This is a genomic window from Staphylococcus schweitzeri, from assembly GCF_002902405.1.
In the GTDB taxonomy this organism is placed as follows: domain Bacteria; phylum Bacillota; class Bacilli; order Staphylococcales; family Staphylococcaceae; genus Staphylococcus; species Staphylococcus schweitzeri.
Genome location: NZ_PPQS01000051.1, coordinates 34,983 through 53,911 on the forward strand (window position 1 = coordinate 34,983; position 18,929 = coordinate 53,911).

Consider the following 18,929-nt stretch of genomic DNA (forward strand, 5'->3'; position numbering starts at 1 on the left):
TAAATTAATGAGATGCAATAAAATCAAAGAGGCAGGATCAGCCGCCTTTTTTCTAAGTTATTAAATATGCATATTAATTCTTGGTAATGGTGTTACTGAGACGCATTACGAAGAAATTTATCTTGATTTTCCTTTTTTAAAAAGAAGTGAAGATATCCTATAAAGACTCTAAGTACTATTACAGTGGCTAATAACACTTCGATAAACAAAAGGCCTTTCCAAATGACTGGAAACATAAGTACAGGCAAACTGTTCTTTAAAGCAGTTGCAGAGATTACTAAAGGGAATGTGAAAGCTGAAAATACGGGCGTAAAAGGTTCTTTTAGTAATTTAGGCAATTGTATAATGATGTAAAAATAAAATATTTGAGCTAATAGTAAAAGTATAATTACGATAAAAGCATTCGCCTTAGGAAAGGCTATAACATATGCTGCAGCGACTAAAGAAAATGGTGCACAAATTGTCGATGTGTTCGGTTTGATTGACGTCTGCAATGGAAAAGCTTTTAATTGCTTGAAAACTATAGGTAAGACAATACAAGTAGCTACAAAGCCATATATTACTGTTAATTGACCTATGAAAAAATATCCGCTGACGGGTGCCGTCAATCCTGCGATAGCAATTCCAATAAAAAGTACAGTCCATGATGGATAAACATTCTCAAGTGAAAAATCTTTTAAATATTTGATTGAAAAAATAATCATATGCGTCATAATTCCCACAAGGCATAAAATCCAAATAGGCGTTATTAAATTATTGATAAATGTTATGTTACTAAAAAATGTATTTAAATAAGTAGTACCTAAAAAGCCAGACATGAAAAATGTTGTGAACACTGATGAAACTAGAGGGCTGTTTAATTGTTCTTTCACATTATTAAAATTTTTGAACATCGTACATAAAAGGTGAATCCAAAGCAAGAAAGCAAAGATTCCGCAAACAGCGTTTAAAGTAAGAGATAAGTCTTTTAATAGATTACCCAGGCCTAATAATCCTAAGACTAGTCCTGACGTTACTAGAGGTGCTTTTTGAAGTCTCATGATTTACAACCTTTCTTATGTGATTTTCTTCACTAATTATATCATGATAGCTATGGCCTATTAATAAGAAGAGTGTGTACTATTACGTTTTTAGAGTGTGTATATGGATTGATAGACACATAATTGACATTTAAATTACGTCACAAATGAATAATAAAGATACGGGTTTATACGAAAACAGAGCATATATGAATGTGATGATTGTTCAGCATGTACTTTGAGGTATCAATGCATGAAACCAAATTCGAAATCCAATATGAAAATCATGAAGAATTATAATTGGGAATACTTTCAAACCCAAATTAATCAAAAGCTTTCTGAACCAGAAACGAAAAAAATCTATAAGCAAAGAAAAGTTGATGTAGAGCATGTTTTTGGATTTCACTCTATTGTCAGTTAGAGGTATAAATAAAGTTAAACGAGAATTAGATTTTGTATTAATGGCACTTAATATAAGGAAAATAGTAGCTCAACGAGCTGTATATTATCAAATAATTGATAGAAATTAGCTTTTTTACATTGCCTATGAACTTTATGTCCCAGACTGTTTATTCTTATATTCAAAAGTTCTTGATGTGGTTTTGGTGTAGTACAGGAGTAGTATTGATAAAAGTTGAGCGCAAAATTACTTAATTAAAAATGCGTAAACAAGTGCCAAGTGTGTTTCAAAAAAATTCTAAAACAAATAAGCATGCTTGTTTTAATTACTATATTTGCTGGGTTTGTTCGGGGACGTTCAGCACAAAATACGACATTCAACGATAAACAACAATATACAACAAAACCCCGTCAAATCAACGTTTTACTTCACGAGATTTAACGGGGAATATCAAAAAACGTCCTGGGAGGGATTCGAACCCCCGACCGATGGCTTAGAAGGCCATTGCTCTATCCAGCTGAGCTACCAGGACATGTTTAACAACACAAGAATTATTATAGCTAAATGAACATAAATAAGCAATACCTTACAAATAAAAAATGTTTATATTTTTCACTATTTTAGAGGTATTTATATAAAAAGGTGCAATAAGTATTAAATGTGAAATCAAGCAATATAATTGTGTTAAATGCAGTTTTGAATGCCAAAGTGTATAACTAACTCATTATTAAAACAGTTATGTACTTTAAATGTTATTGTGCGGATAAACGAACTAATTGCATAAAATTTATTTTAAAATATCGATAACAAAACGTTAAGCGAATGACATGACGGTAATCTAAAGTTACTTGCGTTTTTGTTTTCTTCAAATTTAAATTTTAAGGAGTGTTTTCAATGGAAGGTTTATTCAACGCAATTAAAGATACAGTAACTGCAGCAATCAATAATGATGGAGCAAAATTAGGCACAAGCATTGTGAATATCGTTGAAAATGGCGTAGGTTTACTAGCTAAATTATTCGGATTCTAATTCCAATATGTTATGAAAGTGATTTATATTAACTTAAGGGCGAGGGAGAGATAACAATGACTGGTTTAGCAGAAGCAATTGCAAATACAATACAAGCTGCACAACATCATGATAGTGTGAAATTAGGGACAAGTATCGTAGATATTGTTGCTAATGGTGTAGCATTAATAGGGAAAATATTCGGATTCTAATATCGGAATGAAATATAGTTAATCCAAACTGAGTGAACATCCTTAAAAGAGAGGCACTCAGTTTTTTTGTTTGCAGAAAATCAAACCTCTGTTAAGATTTATTTAGACTATCAGAACATAGGAGATGGGTGGACTTGGGATATAAAAATATTTTAATAGACTTTGATGACACAATTGTAGACTTTTATGATGCGGAAGAATGGGCATTTTATTACATGGCTAATCTATTTAATCATAAAGCAACAAAGGATGATTTTTTAACATTTAAAAAAATCAATCACCAACATTGGGAAGCTTTTCAACAAAATAAATTAACGAAGTCTGAAGTATTATCAGAACGATTTGTGAATTACTTCAAACATCATCAAATGGAAATAGATGGACATCGTGCAGATGTTTTGTTCAGAAAAGGTTTAGCAGAAGCAAAAATCAAATATTTTGATCAAACATTAGAAACTATCATTGAGCTTTCGGAGAAGCATAATTTGTATATTGTGACTAATGGGGTTACAGAAACGCAAAAAAGAAGACTAAATCAAACGCCACTTCATAAATATTTTAAAAATATTTACATTTCTGAAGAAACTGGACATCAAAAACCGAGTCCTGACTTTTTTAATTATGTATTTAATGATATTGGTGAAACTGAAAGAAAGGATTCAATTATAGTTGGAGATTCATTAACCTCTGACATACTTGGTGGCATCAATGCAGGGATTGCAACATGTTGGTTTAATTTTAGGGGTTTTGAACCAAACTTTGAAATAATACCAGATTATGAAATTAATTCATGGACGCAATTAAAAGGAATTGTAGACAAAGAAAATTAAGCATTTTAATTTAGATATAAAAAGGACACTACGAAAAATTAAAATTCAATTAATCGTAGTGTCGAATATTGATATCTTATGGTTTCCACAGTAAGACATCATGACCTTCTATATTTTTAGCTTCCACATCTGTAAATCCATGATGTAAAAAGAAATCCTTTGAATCATTTCTTCCAATCGCTTTAATTGGCATATTAAAGCTTTTTGCAAAATCAATTAGTTTTGTAGCATACCCTCTGTTTTGATATTTTGGCAATACTTCTAACTTCCATAATAATAAATAATCGTCAAAATCTGGGAAGTAAATTTCTTCGACATCACCTTTTTTTAGTAATGCCATTCTAGCCCCTAATTGATCTCCGACAAATATGCCATAAAATGGTGAATCTGAACTTGCATCAATCATTTGACCATTTAATTCGTTGACCATATATAAGTCTTTGTTGCCAAATTCTCTAAAGTTCTCGAATAATTCGTCAGTTTTGTAATTAATTTCAAGACGTTTGATTTCACTCATATTTATCTACCCCTTATTTGTTTACTACTATTATTATACATTAAACCACTTGTGTTTTTCATTGATTTGAAAATGTAAAACAATGAATATTATAAATTTTCCATGATTAAATTGATTTTCAAGCCGTAAAATTGTCAATCACCGGTATAGACTTTATACTATAGTTTGTAATCGCGTACTTAAGGAGAAAAAACATGGACTGTAAAGTAGTTAGTTTAAATGAAAAAGATCAGTTTATACCAAAATTAAAGAGCAGTGACCCTGTAATAACAGGATTATTTCAATATGATGCAGCTCAACAAACTAGTTTTGAAAAAAGGATGTCTAAAGAAAATAATGGAAGAGAAGCGGCATTAGCGAATGTTATTCGTGAATATATGAGTGATTTAAAGCTTTCTAGTGAACAAGAATTAAACATACAACATTTAGCTAATGGTTCAAAAGTTGTGATTGGTGGACAACAAGCAGGGCTTTTCGGGGGACCATTGTATACATTCCATAAAATATTTTCAATCATTACTTTATCTAAGGAATTAACGGATACACATAAGCAACAAGTAATACCAGTTTTTTGGATTGCAGGAGAAGATCATGATTTCGATGAAGTGAATCATACATTTGTTTATAACGAAAATCATGGGTCGCTGCATAAGGTTAAATATCATACAATGGAGATGCCAGAGACGACTGTCTCTAGATATTATCCTGATAAGGCTGAGTTGAAACAAACTTTAAAAACGATGTTCATTCATATGAAAGAAACTGTTCATACACAAGGTCTACTGGAGATTTGTGACAGAATTATTGACCAATATGACTCGTGGACTGATATGTTTAAAGCACTACTGCATGAAACATTTAAAGCATATGGCGTTCTATTTATAGATGCGCAGTTTGAGCTGTTAAGAAAAATGGAAGCGCCTATGTTTAAAAAGATTTTGAAAAAACATCAGTTGCTTGATGATGCTTTTAGAGCAACACAACAACGTACTCAAAATCAAGGCTTGAAGGCGATGATACAAACAGATACAAATGTTCATTTATTCTTACATGATGAAAATATGCGTCAATTAGTTTCGTATGATGGTAAGCATTTTAAATTAAATAAAACAGATAAGACATATATAAAGGAAGAAATTATAAATATTGCGGAAAATCAACCTGAATTATTTTCTAATAATGTAGTGACAAGACCATTAATGGAAGAATGGCTATTTAACACAGTGGCATTTATTGGAGGACCCAGTGAAATTAAGTACTGGGCTGAACTAAAAGATGTATTTGAACTGTTTGATGTTGAAATGCCTATCGTTATGCCAAGGCTTAGAATTACTTATTTAAATGACCGTATTGAAAAATTACTTTCGAAATACAATATTCCATTAGAAAAAGTGTTAGTCGATGGTGTTGAAGGAGAAAGAAGTAAGTTTATTAGAGAACAAGCATCACAACAATTTATTGAAAAGGTAGAAGGTATGATTGAACAACAGCGTCGTCTTAACCAAGACTTATTAGATGAAGTGGCGGGGAATCAAAATAATATTAACCTTGTGAATAAAAATAATGAAATTCATATACAACAGTATGATTATTTGTTAAAACGTTATCTTTTAAACATTGAAAGAGAAAACGACATCAGTATGAAGCAATTTAGAGAAATTCAAGAAACACTCCACCCAATGGGCGGATTACAAGAACGTGTATGGAATCCACTTCAAATTTTGAATGATTTTGGGATAGATGTGTTCAAGCCCTCCACCTATCCACCACTTTCTTACACTTTTGATCATATTGTTATAAAACCTTAGAATATCAAGGGTTTAGCCCGATTTATCTTTTTGATAAATCGGGCATTTTTTTGTTTTTTAAAATAAATTTCACAAATTTTGTATAAATAGTGGTGGATAGTGGGGAGATGTGGTAAATTATATATAAGGTGAGGTGATAAAAAATGTTCATGGGAGAATACGATCATCAATTGGATACAAAAGGACGTATGATTATACCGTCCAAGTTTCGTTATGATTTAAATGAGCGTTTTATTATCACAAGAGGCCTTGATAAATGTTTATTCGGTTACACTTTAGACGAATGGCAACAGATAGAAGAGAAAATGAAAACCTTACCTATGACAAAAAAAGACGCACGTAAGTTTATGCGTATGTTCTTCTCTGGTGCTGTTGAAGTTGAACTTGATAAACAAGGGCGTATTAATATCCCTCAAAATTTGAGAAAATACGCTAATTTAACTAAAGGATGTACAGTAATCGGTGTATCAAATCGTATTGAGATTTGGGACAGAGAAACTTGGAATGATTTCTATGAAGAATCTGAAGAAAGTTTCGAAGATATTGCTGAAGATTTAATAGATTTTGATTTTTAAAATGGAGGAATTGAAGTGTTTCATCATATCAGCGTTATGTTAAACGAAACCATTGATTATTTAAATGTAAAAGAAGATGGTGTGTACATTGACTGTACGCTAGGTGGAGCAGGACATGCCCTTTATTTACTAAATCAATTAAATGACGAAGGTAGATTAATAGCAATTGATCAAGATCAAACAGCTATTGATAATGCTAAAGAAGTACTGAAAGATCATTTACACAAAGTGACTTTCGTTCATAGTAACTTTCGTGAATTAACTAACATTTTAAATGACTTAAATATTGAAAAAGTAGACGGAATATACTATGACTTGGGAGTTTCAAGTCCACAATTAGATATTCCTGAGCGAGGGTTCAGCTATCATCATGATGCAACGTTAGATATGCGTATGGATCAAACTCAAGAATTAACGGCATATGACATCGTAAACAATTGGTCATATGAAGCGTTAGTAAAGATTTTTTATCGCTATGGCGAGGAAAAATTTTCAAAACAGATAGCTCGAAGAATCGAAGCACATCGCGAACAACAACCAATAACAACAACATTAGAATTAGTTGACATTATAAAAGAAGGTATTCCTGCAAAAGCAAGAAGAAAAGGCGGACATCCTGCAAAACGAGTATTTCAAGCACTACGAATTGCAGTAAACGATGAATTGTCAGCTTTTGAAGATTCAATAGAACAAGCGATTGAATTAGTGAAAGTAGACGGCAGGATTTCGGTAATCACTTTCCATTCTTTAGAAGATCGTTTATGCAAACAGGTGTTCCAAGAATATGAAAAAGGTCCAGAGGTACCAAGAGGATTACCAGTTATACCAGAAGCATATACACCTAAGTTAAAGCGTGTTAATCGTAAACCGATTACCGCTACAGAAGAAGATTTAGATGACAATAACAGAGCACGAAGCGCGAAATTACGTGTAGCTGAAATACTTAAATAAGGAGCAATTTATAATGGCTGTAGAAAAAGTGTACCAACCATATGACGAACAAGTTTATAATAGTATACCGAAGCAACAACCACAAACTAAGCCCGAAAAGAAGACTGTTTCGAGAAAAGTGGTTGTACAATTAACTAAATTTGAAAAAGTTTTATACATAACTTTGATTACTGTAATTGCTATGTTAAGTATTTATATGCTATCTTTAAAAATGGATGCGTATGATACGCGAGGAAAGATTGCAGATTTAGATTATAAAATAGATAAACAATCAAGTGAAAACAGTGCTTTACAATCTGAAATCAAAAAGAATTCTTCTTATGAACGCATATACGAAAAGGCTAAGAAACAGGGGATGAGCCTTGAGAACGATAATGTAAAGGTAGTGCGTAGTAATGGCGAAGCAAAAAATTAAAATTAAAAAAAATAAAATAGGGGCAGTCCTACTTGTTGGTTTATTCGGACTGCTCTTTTTTATATTGGTTTTAAGAATTTCATATATCATGATTACTGGTCATTCTAATGGTCAAGATTTAGTCATGAAGGCAAACGAAAAGTATTTAGTTAAAAATGCACAACAACCCGAACGGGGTAAGATATATGATCGTAATGGTAAAGTGCTAGCAGAAGATGTTGAAAGATATAAACTTGTTGCTGTTGTAGATAAAAAGGCGAGTGCCAATTCTAAAAAACCAAGGCATGTAGTTGATAAAAAGGAAACAGCTAAGAAATTGTCTACAGTCATTGATATGAAACCGGATGAAATTGAAAAAAGGCTAAGTCAAAAGAAAGTTTTTCAAATTGAGTTCGGTCGTAAAGGTACAAATTTAACATATCAGGATAAATTAAAAATAGAGAAAATGAATTTGCCTGGTATTTCTTTACTGCCTGAAACAGAACGGTTTTATCCAAATGGCAACTTTGCTTCTCACTTAATTGGTATGGCTCAAAAGAATCCAGACACTGGTGAACTAAAAGGTGCACTAGGTGTTGAAAAGATTTTTGATAGCTACTTAAGTGGTTCAAAAGGTTCGTTAAGATATATCCATGATATTTGGGGTTATATTGCACCTAATACTAAGAAGGAGAAACAACCAAAACGTGGCGACGATGTTCATTTAACAATTGATTCAAATATACAAGTGTTTGTTGAAGAAGCGCTTGATGGCATGGTTGAAAGATATCGACCAAAAGATTTATTTGCAGTTGTTATGGATGCTAAAACTGGTGAGATACTAGCATATAGCCAACGACCAACTTTTAATCCAGAAACCGGAAAAGACTTTGGTAAAAAATGGGCTAATGACTTATATCAAAACACTTATGAACCTGGATCAACATTCAAATCATTTGGATTAGCTGCTGCTATTCAAGAAGGCGCGTTTGATCCAAATAAAAAATATAAATCAGGTCATAGAGATATAATGGGATCTCGTATATCTGACTGGAATAGAGTTGGTTGGGGAGAAATCCCAATGTCACTTGGATTCACTTATTCATCAAATACTTTAATGATGCATTTACAAGATTTAGTTGGTGCAGACAAAATGAAATCTTGGTATGAACGTTTTGGTTTTGGAAAATCAACTAAAGGTATGTTTGATGGTGAAGCGCCAGGACAAATTGGTTGGAGCAATGAATTACAACAAAAAACATCATCATTTGGTCAATCGACAACTGTAACGCCAGCTCAAATGTTACAAGCGCAATCTGCATTCTTTAATGATGGTAATATGTTAAAACCATGGTTTGTGAACAGCGTTGAAAATCCAGTTAGCAAAAAGCAATTTTATAAAGGTGAAAAACAAATCGCCGGTAAACCAATTACAAAAGATACTGCTGAAAAGGTAGAAAAACAGTTAGACTTGGTTGTTAATAGTAAGAAAAGTCATGCTGCAAACTATCGTATAGAAGGTTATGATATTGAAGGTAAGACTGGTACAGCTCAAGTAGCTGCTCCAAATGGTGGAGGTTATGTTAAAGGTCCAAACCCTTACTTTGTAAGCTTTATGGGTGATGCCCCTAAGAAAAACCCTAAAGTAATTGTATATGCTGGTATGAGTTTAGCTCAGAAAAATGATCAAGAAGCTTACGAATTAGGTGTTAGTAAAGCTTTTAAACCTATCATGGAAAATACTTTAAAATATTTAAATGTAGGCAAATCTAAAGACGATACTTCTAAAGCAGAGTTTAGTAAAGTGCCTGATGTTGAAGGACAAGAAAAACAAAAAGCTATTGATAATGTGAGTGCAAAATCATTAGAACCAGTTACAATTGGTTCAGGTTCACAAATTAAAGCGCAATCAGTAAAAGCTGGTAATAAAGTATTGCCACATAGCAAAGTGTTGTTATTAACTGATGGTGACGTAACAATGCCTGATATGACAGGTTGGACTAAGGAAGATGTTATTGCCTTTGAAAACTTAACAAATATTAAAGTGAATTTAAAAGGTAGTGGTTTCGTATCTCACCAGTCAATCACAAAAGGTCAAAAACTCACTGAAAAAGACAAAATAGACGTAGAATTTTCATCAGAGAATGTAGACAGCAATTCAACTAATAATTCTGATTCGAAATCAGATGATACAAATAAATCTGACAGTAAATCTGACAAAGATAAGTCGGAATAAGGTAAATTGCGGTATTAAATAAAGATAACTTGTCACTATTGAATTGTGATATAGCAATTGATAGGCAAGAATAAACAAATTCATTTAATCTTTATTATTTAGCGTTGATAGAGAATTTTAGGGTAGACGAGGTCAGGTTAACTTGTTTGTTATAAACAAACTTTTTATACTGGCCTCTTATACCGTGATGAGATAAATATTTAAAAAATGATAACAACTTTGTTTATTAAATTGAAAAATTGATAATATATTAATGATTAAAAAGTCTGGATTAAGAAGAGGAGATAATTATGATTTTTGTATATGCGTTTTTAGCGCTAGTCATCACTTTTGTTTTAGTACCTGTATTAATACCTACATTAAAAAGAATGAAATTCGGACAGAGTATCCGTGAAGAAGGTCCACAAAGCCACATGAAAAAAACTGGAACACCAACAATGGGTGGCCTAACATTTTTATTAAGTATTGTGATAACGTCGTTGATTGCAATTGTTTTTGTTAATGATTCAAATCCGATTTTATTATTGCTATTTGTGACAATTGGATTTGGCTTAATTGGCTTTATTGATGATTACATCATTGTTGTTAAAAAGAATAACCAAGGTTTAACAAGTAAACAGAAATTTTTAGCGCAAATTGGAATAGCAATTATTTTCTTTGTTTTAAGTAATGTATTTCATTTGGTGAATTTTTCAACAAATATACATATTCCATTTACAAACGTAGCAATTCCATTATCTTTTGCTTATGTTATCTTTATTGTATTTTGGCAAGTTGGATTTTCTAATGCAGTAAATTTAACTGATGGATTAGACGGATTAGCTACTGGCTTATCAATTATAGGTTTTACAATATATGCAATTATGAGTTTTGTATTAGGTGAAACGGCAATTGGTATTTTCTGTATTATTATGTTGTTCGCACTTTTAGGGTTTTTACCATATAACATTAATCCGGCAAAAGTGTTTATGGGTGATACGGGGAGTTTAGCATTAGGTGGTATTTTTGCTACAATTTCAATCATGTTAAATCAAGAGTTATCATTAATTTTTATAGGACTTGTATTTGTTATTGAAACTTTATCGGTAATGTTACAAGTAGCTAGCTTTAAGCTTACTGGAAAACGTATATTTAAAATGAGCCCGATTCATCATCATTTTGAGTTGATTGGTTGGAGTGAATGGAAAGTTGTTACAGTATTTTGGACGGTAGGTTTAATTTCAGGTTTAATCGGATTATGGATTGGAGTGCATTAATATGCTCAATTATACAGGTTTGGAAAATGAAAATGTATTAGTAGTAGGTCTTGCAAAAAGTGGATATGAGTCAGCTAAATTATTAAGTAAGTTGGGCGCGAATGTAACGGTAAATGATGGTAAAGATTTATCGCAAGATGCACATGCTAAAGATTTAGAATCAATGGGGATTAAAGTCGTTAGTGGTAGCCATCCATTATCATTACTAGACAATGAACCAATTGTTGTTAAAAATCCTGGTATACCATATACCGTTTCTATTATTGATGAAGCTGTGAAAAGGAATTTGAAAATATTAACTGAAGTAGAATTGAGTTATTTAATTTCAGAAGCGCCAATCATAGCAGTGACAGGTACTAACGGAAAAACAACAGTCACTTCTCTTATAGGAGATATGTTTAAAAAAAGTCGCTTAACAGGTAGACTTTCAGGAAATATTGGGTATGTGGCATCAAAAGTTGCGCAAGAAGTAAAACCGTCAGACTATTTGATTACTGAACTGTCATCATTTCAATTACTAGGTATTGAAAAATATAGACCGCATATCGCTATTATTACTAATATTTTCTCAGCTCATTTAGATTACCATGAAAATTTGGGAAATTATCAAAATGCTAAAAAGCAAATTTATAAAAATCAAACTAAGGATGATTTTCTAATTTGTAATTATCATCAAAGACAAGTCATAGAATCAGAAGGTTTAAAAGCTAAAACGTTATATTTTTCAACGCAACAAGAAGTTGATGGTATTTATATAAAAGATGGCTTTATCGTATATAAAGGAATTCGAATCATAAACACAGAAGATTTAGTATTACCAGGAGAACATAACTTAGAAAATATTTTGGCTGCGGTACTTGCTTGTATTTTAGCAGGGGTGCCTATCAAAGCGATTATTGATAGTTTGACTACTTTTTCAGGAATTGAACATCGATTACAGTACATTGGTACAAACAGAACGAATAAGTATTATAATGACTCAAAAGCTACTAATACACTTGCAACACAATTTGCTTTGAATTCTTTTAATCAACCAATCATTTGGTTATGTGGCGGATTAGATAGAGGTAATGAATTTGATGAACTTATTCCTTACATGGAAAATGTTCGCGTAATGGTTGTATTCGGACAAACAAAAGATAAGTTTGCTAAACTAGGTAATAGTCAAGGGAAATCGGTCATTGAAGCAAACAACGTCGAAGATGCTGTTGATAAAGTGCAAGATATTATTGAACCAAATGATGTAGTTCTGTTATCTCCAGCTTGTGCAAGTTGGGATCAATATAGTACTTTTGAAGAGCGTGGAGAGAAATTTATTGAAAGATTCCGTGCCCATTTGCCATCTTATTAAAGGGTGTGAGTATTGATGGATGATAAAACGAAGAATGATCAGCAAGAGCCAAATGAAGATAAAGATGAATTAGAACTATTTACTAGAAATACATCTAAGAAAAGAAGACAAAGAAAAAGGTCTGAAGCTACACGATTATTTGATCAAAATGCAAAAGATAAATCGCAACAAGCAGAGTTTGATGAAGACATATATTTAATAAATAAGGATTTTAAGAAAGATAACCACGATAATAGTGAAAATAATCAATCGCATGATTATCTAAGTGATGCTGAATATGATAGGAGTTCAAAATTAACTAATCAAGTTTATAATTCGAATCAAGAGGATGAACATTTAAGTGATTCTGATAAATTTGGAGATGCCTCTAATATCGAACAGTCAAACGATGAAAATCAACAAAGTGATGACGTTAATTCGGAAGAAAAAGTTGATGCTAGTGACCCAAACGGGGACAAGGGAAAACGTAAGAGTAAAGTTACTCAATTAAAACCTTTAACACTTGATGAAAAGCGGAAGTTAAGACGTAAAAGACAGAAGAGAATTCAATACAGCATTATAACTATTTTAGTATTATTAATTGCAGTTATTTTAATTTATATGTTTTCACCGCTTAGTAAAATTTCGCATGTAAATATAAATGGCAATAATCATGTTAGTACCTCGAAAATTAATAAAATTTTAGATGTAAAAAGTGATTCAAGGATGTATACATTTAGTAAGAAAAATGCAATTAATGATCTGGAACAAGACCCTTTAATTAAAAGTGTTGATATACACAAAAAATTGCCGAATACTTTAAATGTAAACATAACAGAAAATGAAATTATCGCTTTAGTAAAATATAAAGGTAAATATTTACCTTTATTAGAAAACGGGAAATTGCTTAAGAATTCAAATGATGTCAAAATTAATGATGCACCTGTAATGGATGGTTTTAGTGGAACAAAAGAAGATGATATGATTAAAGCGTTGTCTGATATGAAACCAGAAGTAAGACGGTATATTGCAGAGGTTAGTTATGCACCAAGTAAAAATAAGCAAAGTAGAATAGAATTATATACAACTGACGGTCTTCAAGTTGTCGGTGATATTTCAACAATTGCTGATAAAATGAAATATTACCCACAAATGTCACAATCGTTATCAAGAGATAGTTCTGGTAAGTTAAAAACACGCGGTTACATAGATTTATCAGTAGGCGCATCATTCATACCTTACCGAGGTAATACTTCAAATCAATCAGAAAGCGATAAAAATGTGACTAAATCATCTCAAGAGGAAAATCAAGCAAAAGAAGAATTACAAAGTGTTTTAAACAAAATTAACAAGCAATCAAGTAAGAATAATTAAAAAATTTTGATATTGTCTATGTTTATAGTTCACAAGCCATTCAACGTATTGTAAACTAAACATAGTGTATTTTTTAATAGTAATTTGTCAGGAGGTGCCTATCTATGGAAGAACATTACTACGTAAGTATTGATATTGGATCATCAAGCGTAAAAACAATAGTAGGCGAAAAATTTCACAATGGTATAAATGTGATAGGTACAGGACAAACCTACACGAGCGGTATAAAAAATGGTTTAATTGATGATTTTGATATTGCGCGTCAAGCAATTAAAGACACAATTAAAAAGGCATCAATCGCTTCGGGTGTAGATATTAAAGAAGTTTTCCTGAAATTACCTATCGTTGGAACGGAAGTTTATGATGAATCAAATGAAATCGACTTTTATGAGGATACAGAAATCAATGGTTCACATATCGAAAAAGTTTTAGAAGGTATTAGAGAAAAGAACGATGTGCAAGAAACAGAAGTAATAAATGTGTTCCCTATACGTTTTATAGTCGATAAAGAAAATGAGGTTTCAGACCCTAAAGAATTAATTGCCAGACATTCATTAAAGGTTGAAGCAGGCGTAATTGCTATTCAAAAATCAATTTTAATTAATATGATTAAATGTGTTGAAGCATGTGGTGTGGATGTATTAGATGTTTATTCTGACGCGTATAACTATGGTTCAATCCTAACAGCTACTGAAAAAGAGTTAGGTGCATGTGTAATTGATATTGGTGAAGATGTTACGCAAGTTGCTTTTTATGAACGTGGTGAATTAGTTGATGCTGATTCGATTGAAATGGCTGGACGTGATATTACAGATGATATTGCACAAGGGTTAAATACATCTTATGAAACGGCTGAAAAGGTTAAACATCAATACGGGCATGCATTTTATGATTCTGCTTCAGATCAAGATATATTTACTGTTGAACAGGTTGATAGTGATGAAACAGTGCAGTATACTCAAAAGGACTTAAGTGACTTTATTGAAGCACGTGTTGAAGAAATATTCTTTGAAGTTTTTGACGTTTTACAAGAATTAGGCTTAACTAAAGTAAATGGTGGATTTATAGTTACTGGTGGATCAGCAAATTTACTTGGCGTAAAAGAATTATTATCTGATATGGTGAGTGAAAAGGTTAGAATTCATACTCCATCTCAAATGGGAATTAGAAAACCTGAATTTTCTTCAGCAATTTCTACAATTTCTAGTAGTATCGCTTTTGATGAGTTATTAGATTATGTTACAATTAATTATCATGATAATGAAGAAACTGAAGAAGATGTTATTGATGTGAAAGACAAAAATAACGAATCTAAATTAGGCGGATTTGATTGGTTTAAACGTAAAACGAACAAAAAAGATACTCATGAAAATGAAGTAGAATCAACAGATGAAGAAATTTATCAATCAGAAGATAATCATCAGGAACATAAACAGAATCATGAACATGTTCAAGACAAAGATAAAGAAGAAAGTAAATTCAAAAAACTAATGAAATCTCTATTTGAATGATTATTGGCCAATAAAACTAGGAGGAAATTTAAATGTTAGAATTTGAACAAGGATTTAATCATTTAGCGACTTTAAAGGTCATTGGTGTAGGTGGCGGCGGTAATAACGCTGTAAACCGAATGATTGACCACGGAATGAATAATGTTGAATTTATCGCTATCAACACAGACGGTCAAGCTTTAAACTTATCTAAAGCTGAATCTAAAATCCAAATCGGTGAGAAATTAACACGTGGTTTAGGTGCAGGTGCTAATCCTGAAATTGGTAAAAAAGCTGCCGAAGAATCTCGTGAGCAAATTGAAGATGCAATTCAAGGTGCAGATATGGTATTCGTTACTTCTGGTATGGGTGGCGGAACTGGTACTGGTGCGGCACCAGTTGTAGCTAAAATTGCAAAAGAGATGGGTGCATTAACAGTCGGTGTTGTAACTCGACCTTTCAGCTTTGAAGGACGTAAACGTCAAACTCAAGCTGCTGCTGGAGTAGAAGCTATGAAAGCTGCTGTTGACACATTAATCGTAATTCCAAACGACCGTTTATTAGACATCGTTGACAAATCTACACCTATGATGGAAGCATTTAAAGAGGCTGACAATGTGTTACGCCAAGGTGTACAAGGTATTTCAGATTTAATCGCTGTTTCTGGTGAAGTTAACTTAGACTTTGCAGACGTTAAGACAATCATGTCTAACCAAGGCTCAGCATTAATGGGTATTGGTGTATCATCTGGTGAAAACAGAGCAGTAGAAGCAGCTAAAAAAGCAATTTCTTCTCCATTACTTGAAACATCTATCGTTGGTGCGCAAGGTGTGCTTATGAACATTACTGGTGGCGAATCATTGTCATTATTCGAAGCACAAGAAGCTGCTGATATCGTTCAAGATGCTGCTGATGAAGATGTAAACATGATTTTTGGTACGGTAATCAATCCTGAATTACAAGACGAAATTGTTGTTACAGTTATCGCAACTGGCTTTGATGACAAACCAACTTCACATGGTCGTAAATCAGGCAGTACTGGATTTGGAACTAGCGTAAATACTTCTAGCAATGCAACTTCTAAAGATGAATCATTCACTTCAAATTCATCAAATGCACAAGCAACTGATAGTGTAAGTGAAAGAACACATACAACTAAAGAAGATGATATTCCTAGCTTCATTAGAAATAGAGAAGAAAGACGTTCAAGAAGAACAAGACGTTAATCGGTTAATATATACACAAATAATTCAACACAAATCATCAGATAATATATCTGATGATTTTTTTACTAATTTTTAGAACATGTAGAAGGACATTTAAGTTTTTCGAAGTCATTAAAAGTGTTTAAGTATCGTGTCAAAATTAAGTCAAAAATTATTGGCACAACATTTTAACTTTAAACATAAATGTTATATTATATAATTATTAACTTTGTACAGTTAGACGAAGATAATTTAAATGAAATGATGGTGACGATCAAGTGAATGATAATTTTAAAAAGCAACCGCATCATTTAATATATGAAGAATTATTACAACAAGGTATTACTCTAGGTATTACAACTAGAGGCGATGGTTTAAGTGACTATCCTAAAAATGCTTTTAATATGGCGAGATATATTGATGATCGCCCATATAATATTACTCAACATCAATTGCAATTAGCTGAAGAAATTGCGTTTGATAGAAAAAATTGGGTGTTTCCCATTCAAACACATGAAAATAAAGTCGCTTGTATTACAAAGGATGATATAGGCACAAATATAGACACTTTAACTGATGCGCTTCATGGTATTGATGCGATGTACACATATGATAGTAATGTCTTATTAACGATGTGTTATGCAGACTGTGTGCCAGTATATTTTTATAGTACAAAACATCATTTTATTGCATTGGCCCATGCAGGGTGGCGTGGTACCTATACTGAAATTGTAAAAGAAGTGCTAAAACATGTGAACTTTGATTTGAAAGACTTACATGTCGTTATTGGACCATCTACATCATCAAGTTATGAAATTAATGATGATATTAAAAATAAATTTGAAACATTGCCAATTGATAGTGCAAACTATATTGAAACTAGGGGACGAGATCGTCATGGTATTGATTTGAAAAAAGCCAATGCTGCATTATTAAATTATTATGGTGTTCCTAAAGAAAATATTTATACGACAGCGTATGCTACATCTGAACATTTAGAATTATTTTTCTCTTATCGATTAGAAAAAGGTCAAACAGGACGCATGTTAGCATTCATTGGTCAACAGTAAACAAGGAGGAGATATGCTTGCGTGTGAAAGATAATTTACAACAAATCTCAACACAAATTAATGACAAAAGTGAAAAAAATAATTTTTCAACAAAACCAAACGTGATTGCAGTCACAAAATATGTTACAATAGAGCGAGCTAAAGAAGCGTATGAGGCTGGAATAAGACATTTTGGTGAGAATAGATTGGAAGGCTTTTTTCAAAAGAAAGAAGCATTACCATCAGATACGGTGATTCATTTTATAGGATCATTACAATCTCGAAAAGTTAAGGACGTTATAAACGACGTAGATTATTTCCATGCTTTAGATCGATTGAGCTTAGCCAAAGAAATTAACAAACGGGCAGAACATAAAATTAAATGTTTCTTGCAAGTGAACGTTTCGGGAGAAGCTTCTAAACATGGTATTGCTTTAGAAGATGTTGATCAGTTTATAGATGATCTTAAAAAATATGACAAAATCGAAATTGTAGGTTTAATGACGATGGCACCATTGACAGATGATGAAGCATATATTAGATCGTTATTTAAACAGTTACGTTTGAAAAAAGAAGAAATACAACGACTCAATTTAGAATATGCGCCTTGTGATGAATTATCAATGGGAATGAGTAATGACTATCTTATTGCAGTTGAAGAAGGTGCCACGTTTGTTAGAATTGGGACTAAACTTGTAGGAGAAGAGGAGTGAGCCACTTGGCTTTAAAAGATTTATTTAGTGGATTTTTTGTAATAGATGATGAAGAGGAAGTAGAAGTACCTGACAAACAACAACAGGTAAATGAAGCGCCAGCAAAAGAGCAGTCACAACAAACAACAAAACAAAACGCAATCAAATCAGTCCCTCAAAAATCTGCATCAAGATATACAACAACGTCAGAAGAAAGGAATAACCGTATGTCTAATTATTCAAAAAATAATTCACGTAATGTTGTAACTATGAACAATGCTACACCAAACAATGCATCACAAGAAAGTTCAAAAATGTGTTTATTCGAACCACGTGTTTTTTCAGATACACAAGATATTGCTGATGAGCTTAAAAACCGCCGTGCGACACTTGTCAATTTACAACGTATTGATAAAGTATCAGCGAAAAGAATTATTGATTTTTTAAGCGGTACTGTTTATGCAATCGGTGGAGATATCCAACGTGTAGGTACTGATATTTTCTTATGTACACCTGATAATGTGGAAGTAGCTGGAAGCATTACAGACCATATTGAAAATATGGAACATTCATTCGACTAAGG

At 32.3% G+C, this 18,929-nt stretch carries 18 protein-coding genes, 1 tRNA gene and 1 pseudogene; 17 read left to right on the forward strand and 3 right to left on the reverse strand.

All coding sequences use genetic code 11. The annotated features are described in order from the left end of the window. Nucleotides 1-92: 92 nt before the first annotated feature. A complete protein-coding gene (locus CD116_RS12640) occupies nucleotides 93-1,040 on the reverse strand; it encodes a TDT family transporter (protein WP_047549624.1) in 948 nt (315 codons plus the stop codon). Nucleotides 1,041-1,197: 157 nt separating this feature from the next. Here CD116_RS12640 and CD116_RS12645 point away from each other — a divergent pair. Next, nucleotides 1,198-1,549: pseudogene (locus tag CD116_RS12645) on the forward strand (transposase); the annotation flags it as partial. A gap of 328 nt (nucleotides 1,550-1,877) precedes the next feature. On the opposite strand, the gene CD116_RS12650 reads toward CD116_RS12645, so the two are convergent. Next, a tRNA-Arg gene (locus CD116_RS12650) sits at nucleotides 1,878-1,951 on the reverse strand. A gap of 362 nt (nucleotides 1,952-2,313) precedes the next feature. Here CD116_RS12650 and CD116_RS12655 point away from each other — a divergent pair. From CD116_RS12655 to CD116_RS12665, 3 genes are all read left to right on the forward strand, one after another. Then, nucleotides 2,314-2,448, forward strand: a complete 135-nt coding sequence (locus CD116_RS12655; protein ID WP_031787769.1) for a beta-class phenol-soluble modulin — start codon at nucleotides 2,314-2,316, stop codon at nucleotides 2,446-2,448. A 56-nt stretch (nucleotides 2,449-2,504) separates the two neighbouring features. Then, nucleotides 2,505-2,639 carry a beta-class phenol-soluble modulin gene (locus tag CD116_RS12660; protein WP_047425011.1) on the forward strand — a complete coding sequence of 45 codons (135 nt, stop codon included), beginning with the start codon at nucleotides 2,505-2,507 and terminating at the stop codon, nucleotides 2,637-2,639. A gap of 134 nt (nucleotides 2,640-2,773) precedes the next feature. Continuing rightward, on the forward strand, nucleotides 2,774-3,469 hold the full coding sequence (locus tag CD116_RS12665) for a YjjG family noncanonical pyrimidine nucleotidase (protein ID WP_047549621.1): 696 nt from the start codon (nucleotides 2,774-2,776) through the stop codon (nucleotides 3,467-3,469). A 76-nt stretch (nucleotides 3,470-3,545) separates the two neighbouring features. On the opposite strand, the gene CD116_RS12670 is transcribed toward CD116_RS12665, so the two are convergent. Further along, a complete protein-coding gene (locus CD116_RS12670; protein ID WP_001289714.1) occupies nucleotides 3,546-3,986 on the reverse strand; it encodes an N-acetyltransferase in 441 nt (146 codons plus the stop codon). 194 nt (nucleotides 3,987-4,180) lie between these two features. Between CD116_RS12670 and bshC the strand changes: the two genes are divergently transcribed. From bshC to CD116_RS12735, 13 genes are all read left to right on the forward strand, one after another. Next, nucleotides 4,181-5,794: a bacillithiol biosynthesis cysteine-adding enzyme BshC gene (bshC, locus tag CD116_RS12675; RefSeq protein WP_047549618.1), complete on the forward strand. Its 1,614-nt coding sequence runs from the start codon at nucleotides 4,181-4,183 to the stop codon at nucleotides 5,792-5,794. A 143-nt stretch (nucleotides 5,795-5,937) separates the two neighbouring features. Next, nucleotides 5,938-6,369 (forward strand): division/cell wall cluster transcriptional repressor MraZ, encoded by a 432-nt coding sequence (mraZ, locus tag CD116_RS12680; protein ID WP_047549615.1) that lies wholly within the window; start codon nucleotides 5,938-5,940, stop codon nucleotides 6,367-6,369. Nucleotides 6,370-6,384: 15 nt separating this feature from the next. Continuing rightward, on the forward strand, nucleotides 6,385-7,320 hold the full coding sequence (rsmH, locus tag CD116_RS12685; protein ID WP_047549612.1) for a 16S rRNA (cytosine(1402)-N(4))-methyltransferase RsmH: 936 nt from the start codon (nucleotides 6,385-6,387) through the stop codon (nucleotides 7,318-7,320). A gap of 13 nt (nucleotides 7,321-7,333) precedes the next feature. After that, nucleotides 7,334-7,735: a cell division protein FtsL gene (ftsL, locus tag CD116_RS12690; RefSeq protein WP_000257598.1), complete on the forward strand. Its 402-nt coding sequence runs from the start codon at nucleotides 7,334-7,336 to the stop codon at nucleotides 7,733-7,735. Then, nucleotides 7,716-9,950 carry a penicillin-binding protein gene (locus CD116_RS12695; protein WP_047549609.1) on the forward strand — a complete coding sequence of 745 codons (2,235 nt, stop codon included), beginning with the start codon at nucleotides 7,716-7,718 and terminating at the stop codon, nucleotides 9,948-9,950. The genes ftsL and CD116_RS12695 overlap by 20 nt, the downstream gene beginning before the upstream one ends. Nucleotides 9,951-10,240: 290 nt before the next feature. Beyond that, nucleotides 10,241-11,206 (forward strand): phospho-N-acetylmuramoyl-pentapeptide-transferase, encoded by a 966-nt coding sequence (mraY, locus tag CD116_RS12700; RefSeq protein ID WP_047425024.1) that lies wholly within the window; start codon nucleotides 10,241-10,243, stop codon nucleotides 11,204-11,206. A gap of 1 nt (nucleotide 11,207) precedes the next feature. After that, on the forward strand, nucleotides 11,208-12,557 hold the full coding sequence (gene murD / locus CD116_RS12705; protein ID WP_047549606.1) for a UDP-N-acetylmuramoyl-L-alanine--D-glutamate ligase: 1,350 nt from the start codon (nucleotides 11,208-11,210) through the stop codon (nucleotides 12,555-12,557). Between the two features lie 15 nt (nucleotides 12,558-12,572). Continuing rightward, entirely contained in the window at nucleotides 12,573-13,910 is a 1,338-nt protein-coding gene (locus tag CD116_RS12710; RefSeq protein WP_047529024.1) for a cell division protein FtsQ/DivIB, read from the forward strand. Nucleotides 13,911-14,014: 104 nt separating this feature from the next. Then, on the forward strand, nucleotides 14,015-15,421 hold the full coding sequence (ftsA, locus tag CD116_RS12715) for a cell division protein FtsA (protein ID WP_047425029.1): 1,407 nt from the start codon (nucleotides 14,015-14,017) through the stop codon (nucleotides 15,419-15,421). Between the two features lie 32 nt (nucleotides 15,422-15,453). Continuing rightward, a complete protein-coding gene (gene ftsZ / locus CD116_RS12720; protein ID WP_000888997.1) occupies nucleotides 15,454-16,626 on the forward strand; it encodes a cell division protein FtsZ in 1,173 nt (390 codons plus the stop codon). Between the two features lie 257 nt (nucleotides 16,627-16,883). Then, nucleotides 16,884-17,675 carry a peptidoglycan editing factor PgeF gene (pgeF, locus tag CD116_RS12725; protein WP_000999341.1) on the forward strand — a complete coding sequence of 264 codons (792 nt, stop codon included), beginning with the start codon at nucleotides 16,884-16,886 and terminating at the stop codon, nucleotides 17,673-17,675. Between the two features lie 23 nt (nucleotides 17,676-17,698). Then, nucleotides 17,699-18,367 (forward strand): YggS family pyridoxal phosphate-dependent enzyme, encoded by a 669-nt coding sequence (locus CD116_RS12730; protein ID WP_078101713.1) that lies wholly within the window; start codon nucleotides 17,699-17,701, stop codon nucleotides 18,365-18,367. Continuing rightward, on the forward strand, nucleotides 18,364-18,927 hold the full coding sequence (locus tag CD116_RS12735; RefSeq protein ID WP_000018608.1) for a cell division protein SepF: 564 nt from the start codon (nucleotides 18,364-18,366) through the stop codon (nucleotides 18,925-18,927). Before CD116_RS12730 ends, CD116_RS12735 begins: the two co-directional genes overlap by 4 nt. The last annotated feature ends 2 nt before the right edge of the window (nucleotides 18,928-18,929 follow it).

What these genes read in the sequence shown, in the direction of transcription:
- ftsA (WP_047425029.1), top strand. Translation starts at nt 14,015, where the DNA reads ATGGAAGAACATTACTACGTAAGTATTGATATTGGATCATCAAGCGTA.
- CD116_RS12655 (WP_031787769.1), top strand. Translation starts at nt 2,314, where the DNA reads ATGGAAGGTTTATTCAACGCAATTAAAGATACAGTAACTGCAGCAATC.
- CD116_RS12710 (WP_047529024.1), top strand. Translation starts at nt 12,573, where the DNA reads ATGGATGATAAAACGAAGAATGATCAGCAAGAGCCAAATGAAGATAAA.
- ftsL (WP_000257598.1), top strand. Translation starts at nt 7,334, where the DNA reads ATGGCTGTAGAAAAAGTGTACCAACCATATGACGAACAAGTTTATAAT.
- mraZ (WP_047549615.1), top strand. Translation starts at nt 5,938, where the DNA reads ATGTTCATGGGAGAATACGATCATCAATTGGATACAAAAGGACGTATG.
- CD116_RS12670 (WP_001289714.1), bottom strand. Translation starts at nt 3,986, where the DNA reads ATGAGTGAAATCAAACGTCTTGAAATTAATTACAAAACTGACGAATTA.
- CD116_RS12695 (WP_047549609.1), top strand. Translation starts at nt 7,716, where the DNA reads ATGGCGAAGCAAAAAATTAAAATTAAAAAAAATAAAATAGGGGCAGTC.
- CD116_RS12660 (WP_047425011.1), top strand. Translation starts at nt 2,505, where the DNA reads ATGACTGGTTTAGCAGAAGCAATTGCAAATACAATACAAGCTGCACAA.
- bshC (WP_047549618.1), top strand. Translation starts at nt 4,181, where the DNA reads ATGGACTGTAAAGTAGTTAGTTTAAATGAAAAAGATCAGTTTATACCA.
- mraY (WP_047425024.1), top strand. Translation starts at nt 10,241, where the DNA reads ATGATTTTTGTATATGCGTTTTTAGCGCTAGTCATCACTTTTGTTTTA.
- ftsZ (WP_000888997.1), top strand. Translation starts at nt 15,454, where the DNA reads ATGTTAGAATTTGAACAAGGATTTAATCATTTAGCGACTTTAAAGGTC.
- CD116_RS12640 (WP_047549624.1), bottom strand. Translation starts at nt 1,040, where the DNA reads ATGAGACTTCAAAAAGCACCTCTAGTAACGTCAGGACTAGTCTTAGGA.
- murD (WP_047549606.1), top strand. Translation starts at nt 11,208, where the DNA reads ATGCTCAATTATACAGGTTTGGAAAATGAAAATGTATTAGTAGTAGGT.